This is a genomic window from Psychrobacillus sp. FSL K6-1415 (assembly GCF_038003185.1).
GTDB lineage: Bacteria > Bacillota > Bacilli > Bacillales_A > Planococcaceae > Psychrobacillus > Psychrobacillus psychrodurans.
On the sequence record NZ_JBBOOQ010000001.1, the window covers coordinates 2,964,693 to 2,982,730 of the forward strand.

General features: G+C 35.8%; 15 protein-coding genes. 4 read left to right on the forward strand and 11 right to left on the reverse strand.

Going from position 1 to position 18,038, the window contains the following annotated elements:
* Positions 1 to 14: 14 nt before the first annotated feature.
* The 4 genes from MKY60_RS14165 to MKY60_RS14180 form a co-directional block, all read right to left on the reverse strand.
* Positions 15 to 377: an arsenate reductase family protein gene (locus MKY60_RS14165; protein ID WP_090567034.1), complete on the reverse strand. Its 363-nt coding sequence runs from the start codon at positions 375 to 377 to the stop codon at positions 15 to 17.
* A gap of 1,170 nt (positions 378 to 1,547) precedes the next feature.
* Positions 1,548 to 3,329, reverse strand: coding sequence for an acyl-CoA dehydrogenase family protein (locus MKY60_RS14170; protein ID WP_340930226.1), 1,782 nt, complete (start codon positions 3,327 to 3,329; stop codon positions 1,548 to 1,550).
* 25 nt (positions 3,330 to 3,354) lie between these two features.
* Complete coding sequence (locus MKY60_RS14175) at positions 3,355 to 4,530, reverse strand: acetyl-CoA C-acetyltransferase (RefSeq protein WP_241599468.1); 1,176 nt, start codon at positions 4,528 to 4,530, stop codon at positions 3,355 to 3,357.
* A gap of 29 nt (positions 4,531 to 4,559) precedes the next feature.
* Positions 4,560 to 6,899, reverse strand: coding sequence for a 3-hydroxyacyl-CoA dehydrogenase/enoyl-CoA hydratase family protein (locus MKY60_RS14180; protein WP_340931099.1), 2,340 nt, complete (start codon positions 6,897 to 6,899; stop codon positions 4,560 to 4,562).
* Positions 6,900 to 7,093: 194 nt separating this feature from the next.
* On the opposite strand from MKY60_RS14180, the gene MKY60_RS14185 reads away from it, so the two are divergent.
* Positions 7,094 to 7,459: a thioredoxin family protein gene (locus MKY60_RS14185; protein ID WP_340931100.1), complete on the forward strand. Its 366-nt coding sequence runs from the start codon at positions 7,094 to 7,096 to the stop codon at positions 7,457 to 7,459.
* Between the two features lie 394 nt (positions 7,460 to 7,853).
* Positions 7,854 to 8,318 carry an STAS domain-containing protein gene (locus tag MKY60_RS14190; protein WP_093494923.1) on the forward strand — a complete coding sequence of 155 codons (465 nt, stop codon included), beginning with the start codon at positions 7,854 to 7,856 and terminating at the stop codon, positions 8,316 to 8,318.
* A 63-nt stretch (positions 8,319 to 8,381) separates the two neighbouring features.
* Here the strand turns inward: MKY60_RS14190 and MKY60_RS14195 are convergent, their stop codons facing one another.
* Positions 8,382 to 9,638 (reverse strand): GNAT family N-acetyltransferase, encoded by a 1,257-nt coding sequence (locus tag MKY60_RS14195; RefSeq protein WP_340930227.1) that lies wholly within the window; start codon positions 9,636 to 9,638, stop codon positions 8,382 to 8,384.
* Between the two features lie 150 nt (positions 9,639 to 9,788).
* Here MKY60_RS14195 and MKY60_RS14200 point away from each other — a divergent pair, with 150 nt between their 5' ends.
* Positions 9,789 to 10,304, forward strand: a complete 516-nt coding sequence (locus MKY60_RS14200) for a C39 family peptidase (RefSeq protein ID WP_340930228.1) — start codon at positions 9,789 to 9,791, stop codon at positions 10,302 to 10,304.
* Here the strand turns inward: MKY60_RS14200 and MKY60_RS14205 are convergent, their stop codons facing one another.
* Positions 10,305 to 11,180, reverse strand: a complete 876-nt coding sequence (locus tag MKY60_RS14205) for a 5'-3' exonuclease (RefSeq protein WP_093494926.1) — start codon at positions 11,178 to 11,180, stop codon at positions 10,305 to 10,307.
* A gap of 105 nt (positions 11,181 to 11,285) precedes the next feature.
* Between MKY60_RS14205 and MKY60_RS14210 the strand changes: the two genes are divergently transcribed.
* A complete protein-coding gene (locus tag MKY60_RS14210) occupies positions 11,286 to 12,500 on the forward strand; it encodes an NAD(P)/FAD-dependent oxidoreductase (RefSeq protein WP_340930229.1) in 1,215 nt (404 codons plus the stop codon).
* A gap of 144 nt (positions 12,501 to 12,644) precedes the next feature.
* Here MKY60_RS14210 and MKY60_RS14215 read toward each other — a convergent pair whose 3' ends face one another.
* The 5 genes from MKY60_RS14215 to MKY60_RS14235 form a co-directional block, all read right to left on the reverse strand.
* Positions 12,645 to 13,601 carry a polysaccharide deacetylase family protein gene (locus tag MKY60_RS14215; protein ID WP_340930231.1) on the reverse strand — a complete coding sequence of 319 codons (957 nt, stop codon included), beginning with the start codon at positions 13,599 to 13,601 and terminating at the stop codon, positions 12,645 to 12,647.
* A gap of 169 nt (positions 13,602 to 13,770) precedes the next feature.
* On the reverse strand, positions 13,771 to 14,394 hold the full coding sequence (locus tag MKY60_RS14220) for a hypothetical protein (protein ID WP_340930233.1): 624 nt from the start codon (positions 14,392 to 14,394) through the stop codon (positions 13,771 to 13,773).
* Between the two features lie 15 nt (positions 14,395 to 14,409).
* Entirely contained in the window at positions 14,410 to 15,318 is a 909-nt protein-coding gene (locus tag MKY60_RS14225) for an NAD-dependent epimerase/dehydratase family protein (protein WP_340930235.1), read from the reverse strand.
* Positions 15,315 to 16,415, reverse strand: coding sequence for a glycosyltransferase family 4 protein (locus tag MKY60_RS14230; RefSeq protein WP_340930237.1), 1,101 nt, complete (start codon positions 16,413 to 16,415; stop codon positions 15,315 to 15,317). The genes MKY60_RS14225 and MKY60_RS14230 overlap by 4 nt, the downstream gene beginning before the upstream one ends.
* A gap of 47 nt (positions 16,416 to 16,462) precedes the next feature.
* A complete protein-coding gene (locus tag MKY60_RS14235) occupies positions 16,463 to 17,962 on the reverse strand; it encodes a GNAT family N-acetyltransferase (protein ID WP_340930238.1) in 1,500 nt (499 codons plus the stop codon).
* Positions 17,963 to 18,038: the final 76 nt, after the last annotated feature.

Here is an 18,038-nt window from a genome sequence, read left to right on the forward strand (position 1 = left end):
AAAAACAAGTGACTTTAAGAAGTCTTCCAAACATCCTCAAACTGTTGTTCCTTGAAGCCTAGCGTTAATTTTTCACCATCAAAAACAACTGGACGTTTAATAAGCATTCCATCAGAAGCAAGCAAGGCTAATTGCTCATCTTCTGACATCGTTGGAAGCTTGTCTTTTAGACCAAGTTCTCGATATTTCATACCAGAAGTATTAAAGAATTTTTTGAGTTCTAAGCCACTTACTTCGAACATTTTTTGAAGCAAATCTTTAGTTGGAGGATTTTCAGCTATATGGTTGTCTATGTATTCTATATCATTGTCCTTTAACCATTTGCTCGCTTTTCTACACGTTGTACATTTAGGATAGCCATAATATTGAATAGTCATGTTGTACCACCTTTTTCTTTTTATCATACATAATATTGTAAGAGATGAGCAATCATTTTGAACGGTGACTAAGGATTCAACCTCGAATTAAGAAATTAAGACTCAAAAAAAATGCCCACCCTTTAAATTCAAAACCTGTTTCCAACGTTTCCGAAATGCTCTGGACTAACTTGTTGCTATATTATTGCCGATTGAATTTTTAGTGATGCTGGTTGGTTGTGACGTCCGTCACAACCAACCAGCATCATTTTTTTGGTAATTTTATGGCGCTTATCTGTCCGTCGCTCTTCTACAACTTCTAGAAACACGTTAGTGCATTTTTGGATAACTAGAGAAAAGCTACTTTCCTATTCATGGAGCAGGCCCCCGAAGATACAATTTCGGGGGCTCTAACGCTACTCTATACGATAGATACCGTCTATTTTTATGTCGTATACTTTTTTATTAGTTGAAGAAATCCATAAGAAATGCCCTAATTAAAAATTTTTGATAACAAATCCAGAGCCTCTACATTGCATGCAATCCTCTGTATTCTATATCAACAGGAAGACTGATTTTATATACTCAAGATGCATAAATATCCTTATATCTAATGAATGATTTGGTCTTAATTTATCTTTACTTGCTCTCACCTATTGTTTACTCGCTCATTTCTGTGGCTTACTTGCGGTCGTAAACGATTTACTTGCTCTAGGCCTATATTTACTTGCGGACTTTTACCTTTTACACGCGGAGTGGATAATTTTACTAAATTTCATTACTCATTCACAGCCAAAATTTGTAGAATTGAATGACTAATAGTTGCTTTCCACTCAATTTGTCGACTGCAATTGATAGTGTCTTTAGATGCCCCTGCATATTTAACGTGTTTTTCATAAAGGCTTGATTTTAATTGATGAATAATGACTACACACTTAATTGATTGTAGTGGAAAGCGGCGACTCCAGCAGGATAAGCGAGAAAGTCGAGACCCACAGGGAGGATTCATAAATACGAAAGATTTAATACATCGTGTGTCGTTAATTTGTGAACGGAATCCCATTGTCCCGAGGAGGCTCGGCCTCGCCTGCGGAAAGCGTCCGCTTGCAACGAAAATCAACTGTATTATTATTATTATTAGGGATAAATAAAAAAGCCGATCTACTAGAATCGGCTTTTTCGTTTATTTGATTAAAGAACGTATTTTTCTGCTTCGATTAGTTTAACGGATGCTTCTCGTTTTTTCTCAATAACATTGTATGGTGTGTAGCGTGTTAATTTACGTAAAGCGGAAATCATCATACGTTGATTATCTCCATCTACAGATGCAATAAGTGTCTCTTTTGCTGCCTGTTCGATTTCAATAAAAGCTTCTTGTGTGAAGATTTGTGTATAAAGAAGTTTTTGTGCTGCTTTTTCTTCTCCATCACGCCCAATTGCTTTTTCTGTACGTAGAACTGCTGATTCCATTGCAAATAAGTTATTTGCTATGTTAGCGATGTTCACTAGTACTTCTTGTTCTGCCTCTAGTTTTGTACCAAATCGTTGTGCAGCAAGACCAGCAACTAGAATACCAATTTTCTTCGCATTAGCTACTAATACCTTTTCTTGTGCAAGAGCTTCCGTACCAACCTCTTCTGGCATCATCATTAATAGCTCTTCTTGTAAGCCTTGAGCCTTTTGAAGGAGTGGTAATTCACCTTTCATCGCTTTTTTCAGGAATGTTCCTGGAACGATTAGGCGGTTAATTTCATTTGTTCCTTCGAAAATACGGTTAATACGCGAATCTCGGTAAATACGCTCTACTTCATACTCTTGCATAAATCCATAACCACCATGTAATTGAACAGCTTCATCAACGATATAATCTAGAACCTCAGATCCTACTACTTTGTTGATAGAACATTCAATTGCATATTCAGCGATTGAAGCAGCAATTGCTTTGCCGTCTTTTTGTTCTTCTGCACTCAATTGACTCATACGCTCTTCAAAATATCCAACAGTACGGTATATTAAACTTTCAGTTGCATACAATTTAGATGCCATAGTAGCCAGTTTGTTTTTCGTTAAATTAAAGGAAGAGATCGGTGTCTTAAATTGTTGACGTTGATTTGTATAAGAAATTGCTAATTCTAATGCTCGTTTAGATCCACCAATTGTACCTACCCCTAATTTATAACGACCAATATTTAAAATATTGAATGCGATAATATGACCGCGACCGATTTCCCCTAATAGGTTTTCTACAGGAACTTGAGCGTCCTCTAGGATTAGTGTACGAGTAGAAGAAGACTTAATCCCCATTTTCTTCTCTTCTGCCCCAACAGAAACTCCAGGGAATGTTTTTTCTACGATAAATGCAGTGAATTTGTCTCCATCTACTTTAGCGTAAACAACAAATACATCTGCAAATCCAGCATTTGTAATCCATTGTTTTTCACCGTTTAATACATAGTGTGTACCTTCTGCATTTAATTTTGCAGTAGTTTTTGCTCCTAATGCATCTGACCCTGAACCTGGCTCAGTTAATGCATAGGCAGAAATTTTTTCACCTGATGCTGAGTTTGGAAGATATTTTTGTTTCTGCTCTTCATTACCAAAAAGAACGATTGGTAATGTACCAATTCCTACATGAGCACCGTGTGTTATAGAAAAACCACCAGCTACAGACATTTTTTCTGCAATCAGTGCAGAGGAAACTTTGTCTAAGCCAATTCCGCCGTACTCTTCAGGAATATCAGCTGCAAGTAAGCCAAGGTCTCCCGCTTCTTTTAATAAACGTACAGAGTGGTCAAATTCATGATGTTCCAAGTTTTCTACTACTGGAAGTACCGAATTTTTAACATACTCTTCCGTCGTTTTCGCAATCATCTTTTGCTCATCATTAAAATCCTCTGGTGTAAATATGCGGTTTGCGTCTAAGTCTTCAACTAAAAATGCTCCGCCTTTAATTGCATCTTTTAATTCGTTCATGTATATTCCCCCTAGTTTATTTTTTTTAAAGTAATTCGAACACTCCAGCAGCTCCCATTCCACCACCGATACACATTGTAACAACTCCAAATTGCTTTCCTTGACGTCTCAATTCACTCATCATTTTCAATGATAAGATAGTTCCCGTAGCTCCAAGTGGATGGCCTAATGCAATTGCCCCACCGTTTACATTCACCTTTTCCATATCTATACCTAAGTGACGAACAACTTGAATAGATTGAGAAGCAAATGCTTCATTGATTTCCCAAAGATCAATGTCTTCGATTGATAATCCTGCAAGTTTTAATGCTTTTGGTACCGCTACAATTGGTCCGATTCCCATTACCTCTGGTGGTACTCCCCCAACTGCAAATGAACGGAATTTCGCAAGCGGCTTTAATCCCTGTGCTTCTGCAACTTCTCGATCCATGATTAATACAGCACCTGCTCCATCTGAAGTTTGTGAAGCATTTCCTGCTGTTACTGATCCGCGAACATTGAATGCAGGACGTAATTTAGCAAGTGTTTCTACTGTAGTTCCTACACGTACACCTTCATCCATTTCAAACATGAATTTCTTCTGCTGTGCTTTATTGTTTTCGTCAACAAAATGCTTTATAACTTCTACTGGGACAATATCATCATTGAACTTTCCTGCTGCAATTGCGGCTGCTGCTCGTTCATGTGATCTTACTGCAAATGCATCCTGATCTTCACGACTAATACTATACTTAGTTGCCACTTGTTCAGCTGTGTGGCCCATTCCCATGTAGTATTGAGGGGCTGTTTGTGCTAGATGTGCGTTCGGACGAATCGTATTACCCATCATTGGAACCATACTCATTGACTCCACCCCACCAGCGATTATCGCTTCGGCGTGACCTAACATAATACGTTCTGCTCCGTATGCAATTGATTGTAGACCAGATGAACAGAAACGGTTTACTGTAATCGCTGGTGTTGTATCTGGTAGACCTGCTAATGCACCAATATTACGAGCAACGTTCATCCCTTGCTCTGCTTCTGGCATTGCACATCCTAATATAAAATCATCTATCGGACCATCATAACCGCCAGCTCTTAGTAATGTTTCTTTTACAACTAGTGCCCCAAAATCATCTGGACGCACTGTTGCTAGTGATCCTTTTTTCGCTTTACCTACTGGTGTTCTTGCCCCTGCTACTATGACTGCTTCACGCATGAGTTTTCCTCCTTTACCTTTATGCAAGATTAGTTGCGTAATGGTTTGCCTTTCACTAGCATGTGTTGCATTCTTGCTTGAGATTTTGGATCAGCAACTAAGCTTAAGAAAGCTTCTCGCTCCAAGTTCAGTAAATATTGCTCGTCGACTAAAGTACCGTATGGAACTTCTCCACCTGCAATAACATAAGCAAGCTTTTTAGCAATTTTCAAATCATGCTCACTAATAAATCCAGATAAAAGCATACCTTCTGCTCCTAAAATAAGTGCTGCATATCCTGGAGATCCAGAAACAGGTACTTTTTCACGAATCGGTGCTTTATATCCGCCTTCTGCAAGAGCTAATACCACTTGTTTCGCATCGTATATTAAATGATCAGGATTTACACTAATTCCATCTGCAAAATTCAAGAAGTTATTTTCACGCGCTTCTTCACCCGAGGTTGAAACTTTTGCCATTGCAATTGTTTCAAATACTTTGCTTGCAACTGTAAGATAATCTATCTCAACACCGTTTGGAAGTCCCTTCAAGTGCTTAATATAAAGCTCTTTGTTACCTCCTCCACCAGGGATAAGACCAACCCCAGCTTCTACTAATCCCATATATGTCTCAGAAGATGCTTGGATATGAGCAGCAGGTAAGCAAGTTTCTGCTCCACCACCTAATGTCATTCCAAATGGAGCAACTACTACTGGTTTAGCAGAGTATTTAATCTTCAACATTGCATTTTGGAATTGACGAACAACAAAATCTAATTCGAAAATATTATCGTCCTGTGCTTCCATTAAAATCATTCCTAGGTTTGCCCCAACACTGAAGTTTTTACCTTGGTTACCTATGACAAGGCCCTTGAAGTTCTTTTCTACTTCATCTACGGCAAAGCTAATCATTTGAAGGATATCTAAACCAATAGAGTTCGATTTCGAATGGAATTCAAGCAATGCAACTCCATCACCTAAATCTATTAAGCTTGCACCAGAATTAGATTTAATAACACCATGTTTCTTCTTATACCTTTTTAAGTCAATTACCTTTTCGTTTACGGAAACTAATGAATAATCAGATCCATCGAAATAGTATTGATCACCATTTTCTTCTTTATAGAAAGATGTAAATCCTTTATCCAATAATGATTGGACGAATGCAGGAACTTCCAAGCCTTCTGCTGTCATTTTTTCAACTGATTCATTTACACCGATTGCATCCCATATTTCAAATGGACCTTGTTGCCAACCGAATCCCCATTTCATCGCTTGGTCAATCGCAACTATATCATCTGCAATTTCCCCATGAAGCTGAGCTGAATAGATTAATGTAGGACTTAAAATACTCCAAAGTAATTCACCAGTTCTATCTTTTGCATAAGTTAATGTTTTCACTTTTGCTGCAAGACCTTTTTGTTGCTTCGCCATTTCCATTGAAGGCGTTTTCAACTTCTTCATTGCCTCATATTCAAGTGTTTCAGGATTTAGTTCTTTGATTTCTTTACCTTCTTTTAAGAAGAAACCTTGCCCAGATTTAGCTCCTAGCCATTTGTTTTCAAGCATTTTTTGCATAAATGCAGGCACTTCAAATACTTTTTGTTCCTCACCAGATGTTTGGTCATATACGTTTTTCGCAACATGTGCAAATGTGTCTAAACCAACGACATCTAATGTACGGAACGTGGCTGACTTCGGTCGACCGATTAGTGGCCCTGTAACAGAATCTACTTCTCCAACGGAATAACCTCTAGCTTGCATTTCACGCAATGTTACAAGTAAACCATATGTCCCTATACGGTTTGCTATGAAGTTCGGAGTATCCTTTGCAATTACAACACCTTTTCCTAACACATCTTCCCCAAATTGCTTCATGAACTCTACAACTTCAGGAGCAGTAGTTGTTGCAGGAATTACTTCTAATAGCTTCAAATAACGTGGAGGATTGAAGAAATGTGTTCCTAAGAAATGCTTTCCAAAGTCCTCTGAGAGCCCTTCCACCATTGCATTAATACTAATTCCCGATGTATTAGAGCTAATGATTGTTCCAGGCTTACGAACTGCATCTATTTTTTCGTATAAGCTTTTTTTAACTTCTAAGTTTTCAACAACAACTTCGATAATCCAGTCCACGTCTTTTAATTTTTCAAGATCGTCCTCTAAGTTTCCAGCAGTTATTAACTGTAGGTTTTTCTTAGCAGTAAGTGGTGCCGGTTTTTGCTTCAACAATTTTTGAATAGCTGTCTCTGCAAATTTATTTCTTACTGCTGGATGCTCTAAAGTTATTCCCTTTGCTTCTTCATCTTTACTAACTTCTTTAGGTACGATATCTAATAATAATGTAGGTATACCAATATTCGCTAAGTGAGCAGCAATTCCTGAGCCCATTACTCCGGAACCTAAAACAGCTGCCTTTTTAATTTGATATGTCACGTGCACAGCCTCCCCTTCGTCTTGAATGAATACTCATTCATTTTGATAACAAAAAAAATAGAAGCAATCTCTATGTCTATTAGTTTAGAACAATATTTAAATTTTCGCAATAATAAAATGAATAAATAATTCTTTTTTCTTTCTCCAACATAAGAAACAGTGTAAACTGTAAACAAAGTCATAGGAGGTATAAAAACATGCAAAAAATTACAACTACTGAACAATTCAACGAGATTATTTCTGGTGACAAAGAAGTATTAGTAAAATTTGAAGCTGGTTGGTGCCCTGATTGTCGTCGTATGGAAATGTTCATTGATCCAATAGTCGAAAAATATAACCAATATACTTGGTACGAAGTAAACCGTGATGAACTTCCGGAAGTTGCGGAAAAATATGAGGTAATGGGAATTCCAAGTCTTCTTATTTACCAAAACGGCGAGAAAAAAGCTCACCTTCATAGTGCAAATGCAAAATCTCCTGAGCAAGTAACAGATTTTTTAGATGCACAAAACTAAGTAAGATAGTATCTATTAGTCAAAGTATCTAAATGTTACACTGCGACGAGCTGTGCGCAGGAGCACTGTAACTGAATTTTTAGATGCACAAAACTAAGTAAGATAGTATCTATTAGTCAAAGTATCTAAATGTTATACTGCGACGAGCTGTGCGCAGGAGCACTGTAACTAAATTTTAGATGCACAAAACTAAGTAAGATAGTATCTATAAGTCAAAGCATCTAAATGTTATACTGCGACGAGCTGTGCGCAGGAGCACTGTAACTAAATTTTTAGATGCACAAAACTAATAGTATAGAATGGCTGTTTCTTTCGGAAGCAGCCTTTTCTTTTTTAAATGGGGCCAAGTATTTGTAATCGTTATAATAAGAAAAAAACAGAGGTGCTTATTTATATGTCACACGAACAAGAAATGATTGCATTAAAAGAAAAACTCGCTTATTATGAGCGAATTATTAAGACAATTTCTACTCCTATTATTCCATCTATCGTTCCTAAAACCATCTTAATTCCTATTGCAGGCTATATGTTTAGGGAGCGCTTTGAAAATATTCAGACGAAAACACTCCAGTACATAGGAGATCATAAAGAAATTGAACAAGCAGTTTTTGATTTTACTGGGGTTAATGTAGAGGATGTAGAAGCTTTCGATTACAATGAACTTGCCATGTCTATTACAAATTTGAACAGCTCACTTCGATTAATGGGAATTCGACCAATTTATGTTGGTTTTAATCCGCGTTTTATCCGTGAAATTGTTCATGCTAGTATTCAAGTGGATATTGAGACATATAAAAGCTTCCGTGAGGCATTAAACAAAATTTTAGTTGAATCAAATCAGTTCATCGGTATTAAATAAATATAACGGAGAGCCGCATATACTATAGCGACTCTCCGTTATCCCTTAACCATTATGAATAGCTCAAAAAGCTGTAAAACAAATAGGTCCATTCCTCGGTTTAAACCACTCATCTAACATTTTAGGTTCCAATTGATGCACTTTTGCTTCCCCATAGTTATATAGTGACTCTAAGGTTACTGAACCCATCCACCAAGAACTTAAATCATGTATTCCAATTGTAATACCCGCTTGTTCATGCGTTTTTTCAACTTTTTGAATTTCCCATCGTTCTCTACTGTATGATAATTTATATACCCCGTGCTGCTCAGTAATAAATGAATCCTCTATTTCCAACAAAATCTGTGTATTTTCCTGCGGTCTTCCTAGTCCATTAAAATTAGTTCCATTAACAAATGATTGTATATTTGTTATTCGATACATAATCCCTGAACCGGTAGTAGCCACTTCATGATAAACGCTCGGAATTACATGATTTGAATCATTTAATGGATTAAAAAGACTGTATACAAATGATTGATCATTCGTACGGAAAATAACTCGATCTACTTGATCCTGTTGTGAACTTACCCAAGAAGCAAGTTGCTTATAGGCACTTGGATTACTCCAAATCCATTCGTGGATAATCATATGTTGATGTAGAAAATGACTGTCCTTTACTGGATCCAAAGTGAAAGCTAGTGCCCCAACTAAACAGTTTTCTTCTTCTACACCAACATAATATGTTTTTCTTGTTTTAATATACTCCTTTTCCTTCCAAGTCCTTTTTAACATTCCATGATTATTTTGAGCGTATTCATTGTATAAAGAAACGATGGCCTCTTCATCCGATGGTGTTAAAAATTTCACCTTACTTTTATTGCCGTCCGCAATCATTTCGCCTGGTTTAAACTTAAATTCATATCTTAATGGTCCATAGCCATAGCCCATTTTCCGATAGAAACTAGGATTAAAGGGATAGAGTGAGACAAGCGCCACATTTTCTTGTCTAGCGTAGTTATGAAAATAAGATAAGAGTTGAAACGCCACTTTTTCTTTTTTATGTAATAAGTGGACAGCAACCATTCCAATACCAAATATGCGTTGAAACTTTCCATTTATATTACATTCAAAATCATTTACACGAAATATCCCTAGAAGCTCACCCTGTTCATCAAAACAGCCGAAAAACTCTATACCATTATCTTCTTTTTGTTCAGTTGCTAATCGCTCTATGAATTCATTTTTCTTTTCATCTGACTGTATTAGCATCCCGGGATATGCAAGTGCTGCTATTTCTGCTGCCTGTTTAAAATCTTCTATTTGAAGTAAACGAATCATACGATTTCCCCTTTTTTTAACGATTGTGATAAATTGTATTATAGATTAGGTAAACAATTTTGAAAATACAAATACAAATTATTTCCAAAAAACAAAAAACGTTTTTCCCATATTTAAATAGGAAAAACTCTTTGTACCCGGAGGTCTGATATGAAAACACAACTGCCAGTTCAAGGTTACTCTCAATATGACACGTCGATTCAAGCAAATTATCGAGCTTCTGCTTGTGGTCCAGTTACTGCTTATGTTTTGTTAAATTTTTTGTTCACTAATGCAAGTCCTTATCAGCCTAATGAATTATATAAAAAATTGGGAGGAACACGCATTGGGTTATTTACCTACCGTTTTATTCGTAACATGCGTAAATTGCTCGGACCAAATTGGAAAGTAAATAAATGCACACTCCAAGTAGCATTAAGCGAGTTGAAAAATGGAAGACCCGTCGCATTAAAGTTTGACAAATACTTTTCGCTACAGTGGAATAAAAGTTTCACTTTCTCCTACCACTGGGTCCCGCTTATTGGCTATGAAATCGTAAATAGTGAACTGGTCCTAATCCTCCATGACAATGGAGGTAGAAACCGTCCCAGTCAAATTAGAAGAGTTCACTATTCAGAAAATGCTTCGATTCTTACGTTTATTCAAATTACTCCGATCGGAGAATAACTATTTTTGAAGCTGTCTTGCTAAGATAGTGTAACCATGTTCATATAAAAAATCATGCTTCGCCGATGGTATATCTTTAATTAATAAATGTTCTAGCTCTGCTCCAATCGGTACATCTCTTCGAATCGTAGCTAGCTCTTTGGAGAGTTTTAACATCTCCAAATCGGTCTCGATTTTCGTTCGCTGACCTGCTTTCAAAAGTGGCAGTGCCTCCAATACTTTATCGACTGTTCCATAAGTTTGGACAAGCTGTAGTGCGGTTTTCGGACCTATTCCTTTCACACCTGCATAGCCATCACTAGAATCTCCCATAAATGCCTTTACATCTGGGAAAAGTAATGGAGAAATGCCGTATTCTTCAAGAAAACGAGCTTCATTGTATACATCATATATGGTGAACCCTTTTTTAGTGAATGCAATTTCCGTAGAAGGCTCTAGTAATTGCAGAAGATCCTTATCTCCACTAACTATTGTAAACCTCGCGTCTTCCTTCCATTTATGCGTAATGGATGCAATCGTATCATCCGCTTCCATTCCAGCTATCCCAAAGTTCATCCATCCCAAATGCTCTGATAATTCCTGCGCCATATCAAATTGAGGAATAAGCTCTTCGGCTGGCTTGGGACGGTTTGCTTTATAGCCATCATATAGCTCATTTCTAAATGTAAGCATCCCTTTATCCCAGCAAACTGCCATATGGGTCGGTTGCATTAAAGTTTGTGCTGCCAATACATGGCGAGCAAACCCTTGCACGGCATTTGTTGGAATTCCTTTGTCATTTTTAAAAAAATTGCCAGACATTGCTGTTGCAAAAAACGATCTAAATAATAATGCCATTCCATCTATTACTAATACATGTGGTTTTTCCTGAGTCATTTTAAACACCCTTTTTTTAAAGTTAACTTATTATAACATGAGTAGATTCAATCTATTAAATAGGGGGTATATAAATTGGAAACTAATAGAATGGAGTATGAATAGATGAATATACATAATGGTTCTCTTTATTGGCCAACTACTACAATACCCTTCACCCCTAAAACTACTTATGAAAAACTAGATATATACGATGTTGTAATAGTTGGTTCAGGAATATCTGGAACGCTTACTGCACTTGCATTAGCAGAAAGTGGACTTAAGGTTGCTATAGTCGATAAGCGTGAGTTGGCAACAGGAAGTTCAAGTGCGAATACTGGCCTTCTACAATACTCCAATGATATTATGCTGCACGAACTCATCGGCCAAATCGGAGAAAAAGATGCTGTTCGCTTTTATCAGCTCTGTTATGAAGCAATGGATGATCTTGAACGAATTGCAAGGAAATTACCAATTGAAGTAGACTTCATACGAAGACCAAGTATATGTTATGCGAGCGACGAAAACGATGTAGAAAAAATAAAAGCTGAATATGATACATTAATAAATTATGGGTTTCCATGTGATTATTGGGGAAGAAATGAAATGGCAGAAAAAATGCCTTTTACCAAACATGGTGCCTTAGTAACTTATGGTGATGCGGAGATTAATCCACTCAAGTTTGTCCACGGGATACTTTCTAAATTAGAGGAGTTAGGTGTACATTTATTTCCATACACGGAGGTAATAGATGTATTTGAGGATAACGATTCTTTAGATATCCGTACTAACAGACACCCTTTGTATGCTAGCAATATCATATACACAACTGGTTATGAAACTACTCCCGTGGGTGAGCGGGTCGGAGCTGATATTAACCGCTCTTATGCATTTGTCAGCAATCGAATCGCAGAATTTAGTGATTGGTACGAACAAGCGTTAATATGGGAGACAAAGCGTCCTTATTTATATATTCGCACAGCAGTTGACGGAAGACTAATTGTTGGGGGTTTGGATGAGGATAAGCCTGAAGCACCTCAATCAGATGAACTAATTCAGCAACGAACCGAAAATTTATTACAGCAAGCGAAAGAGCTTTTCCCTGACTATGATATTCAGATAGATTATGCATATGCCGCAAGCTTTGGCGAATCTATTGATAATATTCCATTCATTGGTGAGCACCCGACTAAAAAAAATCAGTTTTACTTACTTGGATATGGCGGAAATGGTACTGTATATAGCATGCTAGGTTCACATATTTTAAAAGATTTAATAACAGGTAATCGAAACGAAGATGCCGATCTTTTTCAACTTGAACGGAAATATGGGGTGAAGTAACTTGTTTTGTTTAGATATATCATAGGAAATCTTATAGAGGATCACGTTGCACACATGATCCTCTATTCATCTTGATATAAAATTATCGACTCTAATGAATAATTCCCCTAAATTTTATTAGTTTTAAAGCTAAAACTATAGATATTAAAAAACAACAATAAACGGGAAGTAATAGCTTTTTTCAACTACTTTTGACGCAATAATTTTTAAAACTTCTGTAACATCCCTCATATGCATACTTTGAAAGTTATACTTATGCTTCAGGTAATCTACATGCTTTAAGATTTCCTCTAAAAACTGTAGATTTTCCTTTGTATTTCTCCCAAAATTATGTGGATGCCACCATAAGTGATAGAGTTCATTTTTCTTTGCAGCCTTAGTCAATCCCTTTTTAATTCGGCGAAGACGAAGTTTCTCTAAAAAAGAAAATTTGCTACTATAAGGTCTTAAAAAGCGACTAGAAGGGATATTGACAATTGGATCTGTCTCGATATTCTTCAAGCTATAAGTATGTTCCCCTGATATATTCACATATGCATCTATTAATCTCAGAATTCTTTTGGTCATTGTGTTTGTTTTACTTGTGTATGCTCCATAAATCCAACTTTCTTCATTGCCGCGATAAGCAGTGATTCCATACTTCTTGCATACGTTTAAATAATCGATATTCGTTTGATTTCGTGGGAAAACTAAAGATGAAATCTTTTCCTTTAGTTGAACAACCGTTTTTAAATCCTTTTCAAAATTCCCTATTTGTTGCCCATCTTCTAAGCAATAATAATGAGAAAACGTATGTGTTCCAATTTCCTGATTGGGTACTGCTTTAATCGCTTCAATAAGTGAGAGCCCATAATGATAAGGATCCTGTAATTCATCTTCTCCAACTTGCCATAAGTTAGACTTTGGAGAAAATGCATCCTTTTCATATGGAAAATCTAAATCCTCTAGTTTGGTCAAAAGTTCTCTCTTACTTTCGCAATAAAGCATTCCAACAATTGCCCAAGTAGCGTGAATATCATACTTGAGAAACAGCTGCAGAATCCCTGGGATGGCTAGACGAGCCCCAAGTATATTTCCTCCATACTCTTCAAGTGTAAACACATCATGTACTCCCCAGTTTAGCTCCATATCTAAAGAAACAATTAGAGCTCCCAGTACCTCACCCTTCCTTCATTTTAATTGACCTTAACGATGGACAAGCTAACCTACAATTAAAATCACCGTGTAAGACATCGCATATCGTAAATTATATGATTAGAATTTCATTCTTTTAACTCTTTCTTGAAAAATACACTTCTTTTACCCATAAAAAATTTCTATATAGAAGAGAACGGACCGTATTCGTTGAAAAAATTAATGATATACCATCATGCTTATAACTATAACTTTGATTGTCTCCAGGTGTTTCTAAATTAGGTAACTCATCATATATCATCTTTAATTTTTTGTTAACATCTTTAGCTTTGATATTCCTCGCTACTAAATACTCAGAGAGTTTTAAAAATGTTTTTCCTCTTTCTTTTAATTCATTTAACTGAAATACAATTTGCTTACGTTCATTTATAATGGAATCAAATAAGAACATTATAGTTCGACTGGCATCACTTTTTTTAACAATCAAATCCATTACTTGATTTTCAAAAAGTGTCAAAAAGAAAAAAACATGCACACCCCCTGTTTTCTTCACTTCGAACGGGAAAAACGCAATGACTCTGTTATTATCTTTAACTGCATGTATTTCTACCTTTCTACCTACTTCTAAAGAAGTCCACCAATTATAAACATATTCATATTCTAAAAACGGGTTTATATTTTCATTCGCTTCCAAAATAGCTGACCATTCTTTTTCGTGTAAACTAAAATGCTTGTAGGTGTTAATCAGAATATGCTCCACACAATCCCCTTTCGACTAGATTTGTTTTAACTGAGTATAGTGATGAATAGTTTCTTCTAAGCCTGCTACAAAACTATACGATGGCTCCCACTCAAAGGTGAAAATAGCCTTCTTATTTGAGAGAATACTTCTTACAATCTCTCCTTCTCCTAAAGAATCATAGCTTGGCTTTGATTTCACATCAGTAAGTTCTGATAATTGCTCGTAAACTTGTTGAATAGATATTTCGGTGGAGGAACTAATATTAAATACACCTGTTTGATCTGCTATTAATGATTGAACGCAAGCGGCTGCAACGTCTTTTACATATATAAAATCTCTTGTTTGATTGCCACCGAATATGACTGGATTCTTTCTATTAATTATACAGTCAAGAAATTTTGTAATTACCCCGCCTGCTTGCAGCGGACCATATACATTTGAAAATCGTAATATACAACTTTTTAGACCAAATAACTTTTCATATAATTGAACATATTTTTCTGCAGAGAGCTTGGACAAAGCATAAAAAGATAAAGGAGCGAGTTTTGAATCTTCCTTAATAGGTAAAGTAGTGGGGTTTCCGTATACTGCAGCTGTCGATGCAAATATGCACTTTTTCACATTATACTGTTTGGAGAAACGCAGAATATTAAGTGTACCAACTAAGTTTGATTGGCAATCTTCCATTGGTTTTATCATTGATTCAAATACGGAGGATTGGGCAGCTAAATGAATGACATAATCTGGTCGCTCATATTCAAATATACGCTCTATGTCATTATTTGTTATATCTATTTCATAAAACTGTGTATCATATGAAAGATTACTTTGCTTACCCGTTGACAAATCATCTACAGCAACGACAGTAAATCGTTGTTCTAATAATGCCTGTACTACGTAGGAACCGATAAATCCAGCTGCTCCAGTTACTAATACTTTCAATTTTTCTCCCCCATTACAGTTAAGTTGTAGTAAGTATTTAGTGTTTTTTGATACATTTTTTCAAACGTGAAAATACCCTCATAGATTTCTCGGCTTTTCTCTCCCATTTTTTTGCGAAGTAACTCCCCTTCTATTAATAGGGATAGTTGCTCTTGTAAGTTTTCATGTATTAAAAATCCATTTTCCCCATTTCTAACAGCCTCTTTCACTCCACCGACATTGGACGCAATAATGGGAACTCCCTGTGCCATAGCTTCTAAAATACTTAAAGGAAGGCCTTCCCAAGAAGAGTTTAGAACAAAAATATCCGCCTCGTTTAATAACTCCGAAAGGTTTGAATGATTACCTAGAAAAGTTACTTTATGACCTAGATTATTTTCCAGTACAAATTGAGCAGTTTTCTGTTTCAAGCTCCCATCACCAGCAAAAATCATATGCCAATTCAAGTCCTTTAGTGATATAAGCGCCTCTAACAGTTCTTGTTGTTTTTTAGGTTTTTCAAAACGAGCAACCATCAAAATATTCACAAATTCCCTGTTCCCTTTTTCTAGCCCTGCATTTTTCGTATCAATTACACCATTATGAATTGTTTTTATCTTTGCAAATGGAAGCACTTGATGTTTTAATGCTAAATTTCTATCATGATCACAAACAGTAATTACGGTTGAGCTTATTTTTCCGATACACCTTTCAACTTTCCTATAAAAGCGTTGCTGCTTTTTTTCCACACCCTCTGTAAATGACCAACCGTGCGCAGTAAATACAAAAGGAATACGCAGCGACCAACAAGCAATCCTTCCTAGTATTCCGGCTTTTGAAGAATGGATGGCTACAATTTCTGGGCGCAATTTTTTTATTTTTTTCCTTATATCTAATAATGCTATAAAGTCTTTTATCGGATGAATATTACGTATTAAAAACTTACTATGCACATAAGTGATGGAAGGTACAACTAAATCCTTCGGAACTTTCTTTTCCCCACCAGAAACAATAGTCACCGTATGACCATCCTTTGCAAGTTGTCTAGCCAAATCACGGACATGCACTTGAGCTCCACCTAATTCATTCATATGTGTGATTAGTTGAACAATTCTCATCCACTATCCCTCATTTTCTATATTAGAGAAACTACAAAAGTTCAAACCTAGTAGATAATTGTCTTGCTAAAACCAAAAATTGTCCTTTTGAAAACCCTTTCATCTATAGTGAATCCTAAACTTTCAACCGCAATTATCTTTTTTTTAGAGTTTTCCTTCACGCATACAAACATTGTATTGGCTTTATTTTGCTTTTTTACAAAAGAACAAATCTCCCTAAGATTTTCAGGTTTCCAATTTTCTATAAACACTGACTTTTTTTTAAAGTTTTTTAAAAAGGAGATTTCATTTATTCGAATGACTCTTTCATTTATCCAGAACACCGACTCAAAAGGTAAATTATTTGACTTATAATATCCTTTGTAGGCACCGTATATTTTCGTACATATCTTTTTCATATGATATTTTCCTATTTCATCGTTTTGAATAGCATTCTTTAAAGATAATGCTACAAAACTATCATTTTCTATTTCGGGACCATTCTTTCTTGGCATCTCATAAATTCTGTATCGCTCCCATTCAAATAAAAACTTTTTAATTTTTAATAGGAAATAAGATATTTCATTCCATGCCTCTTTGGACTTTTCTGCTTTCAAAATGTTTTTCAGAACAAATAACATTTTCCCTATTTTATTTCGTTTATACAAAACTATTTTTTGGTTCTGTTTTATACGATGAATTACCCTTTCTTTCATTGAGATCACAGTACGAGCTGTCCTAGCTAAAAGAGTTCTAGACGAAAATATCATTTTGATTGTGAAATCGACATCTGTATTCAATTCAAACTTATATGCCTCATATCCGATACTCAAATCAAAGATACTATTTTTTTTCTTACTACATTGAAGAATTTTTTCCTTTTCAAGAATTTTACCAGGGCTAAAAATTTCAAAGTCATCATCAAATCCTAATACATAACTCACATATCTTTCTCGACATCTGAAACCGTAGTTAAACGCAATCATTCTATCATCAATATATAGTCCATCTAATTCTATATTGACTGGTCCACCTTGAAGTTGTGTTAAACTTCTAAAGAAGTTCTTCTCCTTCTGATTGGTAAAACCACTAGTGTCGTGTTTTTTCTTCCATCTCTTTTCATGGAGTTGAAAAATTGCATCCATTTTTTCAGCTCCGATTTTCAACACTTCCATATCCGCGTTTTCCAGCAACTTTTTTTCCCCTCTATTAAGGCGATGCAACTTTTGTCTTTTCTTTAAATATTCATCCATTTGTATTTTATCTAAATTTATAAATGGTGTAATAACGCAATGGGTTGAAAAGGATATACTTTTCTTGCGTAAATATGCTTCAAGAGTTCCAGGTGTCGCGCAACTAGTTAATAACCCATGCATATTAAATAGAACGTGCTTTCTTTTACTAATAATGCCATCTATAACAAATTCGATTGCAAGCCCCAATGAATGATCGTATCCGATAAAATTCATATAATTTGCCTGACCAAACCCGATAAAACTATATTTGTATAACCATCCCTTTTTATCATACATAAATGGGAAAAAAGCAATTATTTCTTCATTATCCAAAACGGTAATAATCTCCACATTACTCTCTCTTCCTAAATGTCTCCACCATTCATATACCCAGTCAAATTCGATAAAT

Bases quoted from the DNA above. Each gene is read 5' to 3' on its own strand.
- MKY60_RS14170 (WP_340930226.1), bottom strand. From the start codon at position 3,329: ATGAACGAATTAAAAGATGCAATTAAAGGCGGAGCATTTTTAGTTGAA.
- MKY60_RS14180 (WP_340931099.1), bottom strand. From the start codon at position 6,899: ATGGGCTCAGGAATTGCTGCTCACTTAGCGAATATTGGTATACCTACA.
- MKY60_RS14210 (WP_340930229.1), top strand. From the start codon at position 11,286: ATGAATATACATAATGGTTCTCTTTATTGGCCAACTACTACAATACCC.
- MKY60_RS14165 (WP_090567034.1), bottom strand. From the start codon at position 377: ATGACTATTCAATATTATGGCTATCCTAAATGTACAACGTGTAGAAAA.
- MKY60_RS14205 (WP_093494926.1), bottom strand. From the start codon at position 11,180: ATGACTCAGGAAAAACCACATGTATTAGTAATAGATGGAATGGCATTA.
- MKY60_RS14175 (WP_241599468.1), bottom strand. From the start codon at position 4,530: ATGCGTGAAGCAGTCATAGTAGCAGGGGCAAGAACACCAGTAGGTAAA.
- MKY60_RS14190 (WP_093494923.1), top strand. From the start codon at position 7,854: ATGTCACACGAACAAGAAATGATTGCATTAAAAGAAAAACTCGCTTAT.
- MKY60_RS14195 (WP_340930227.1), bottom strand. From the start codon at position 9,638: ATGATTCGTTTACTTCAAATAGAAGATTTTAAACAGGCAGCAGAAATA.
- MKY60_RS14230 (WP_340930237.1), bottom strand. From the start codon at position 16,415: ATGAGAATTGTTCAACTAATCACACATATGAATGAATTAGGTGGAGCT.
- MKY60_RS14200 (WP_340930228.1), top strand. From the start codon at position 9,789: ATGAAAACACAACTGCCAGTTCAAGGTTACTCTCAATATGACACGTCG.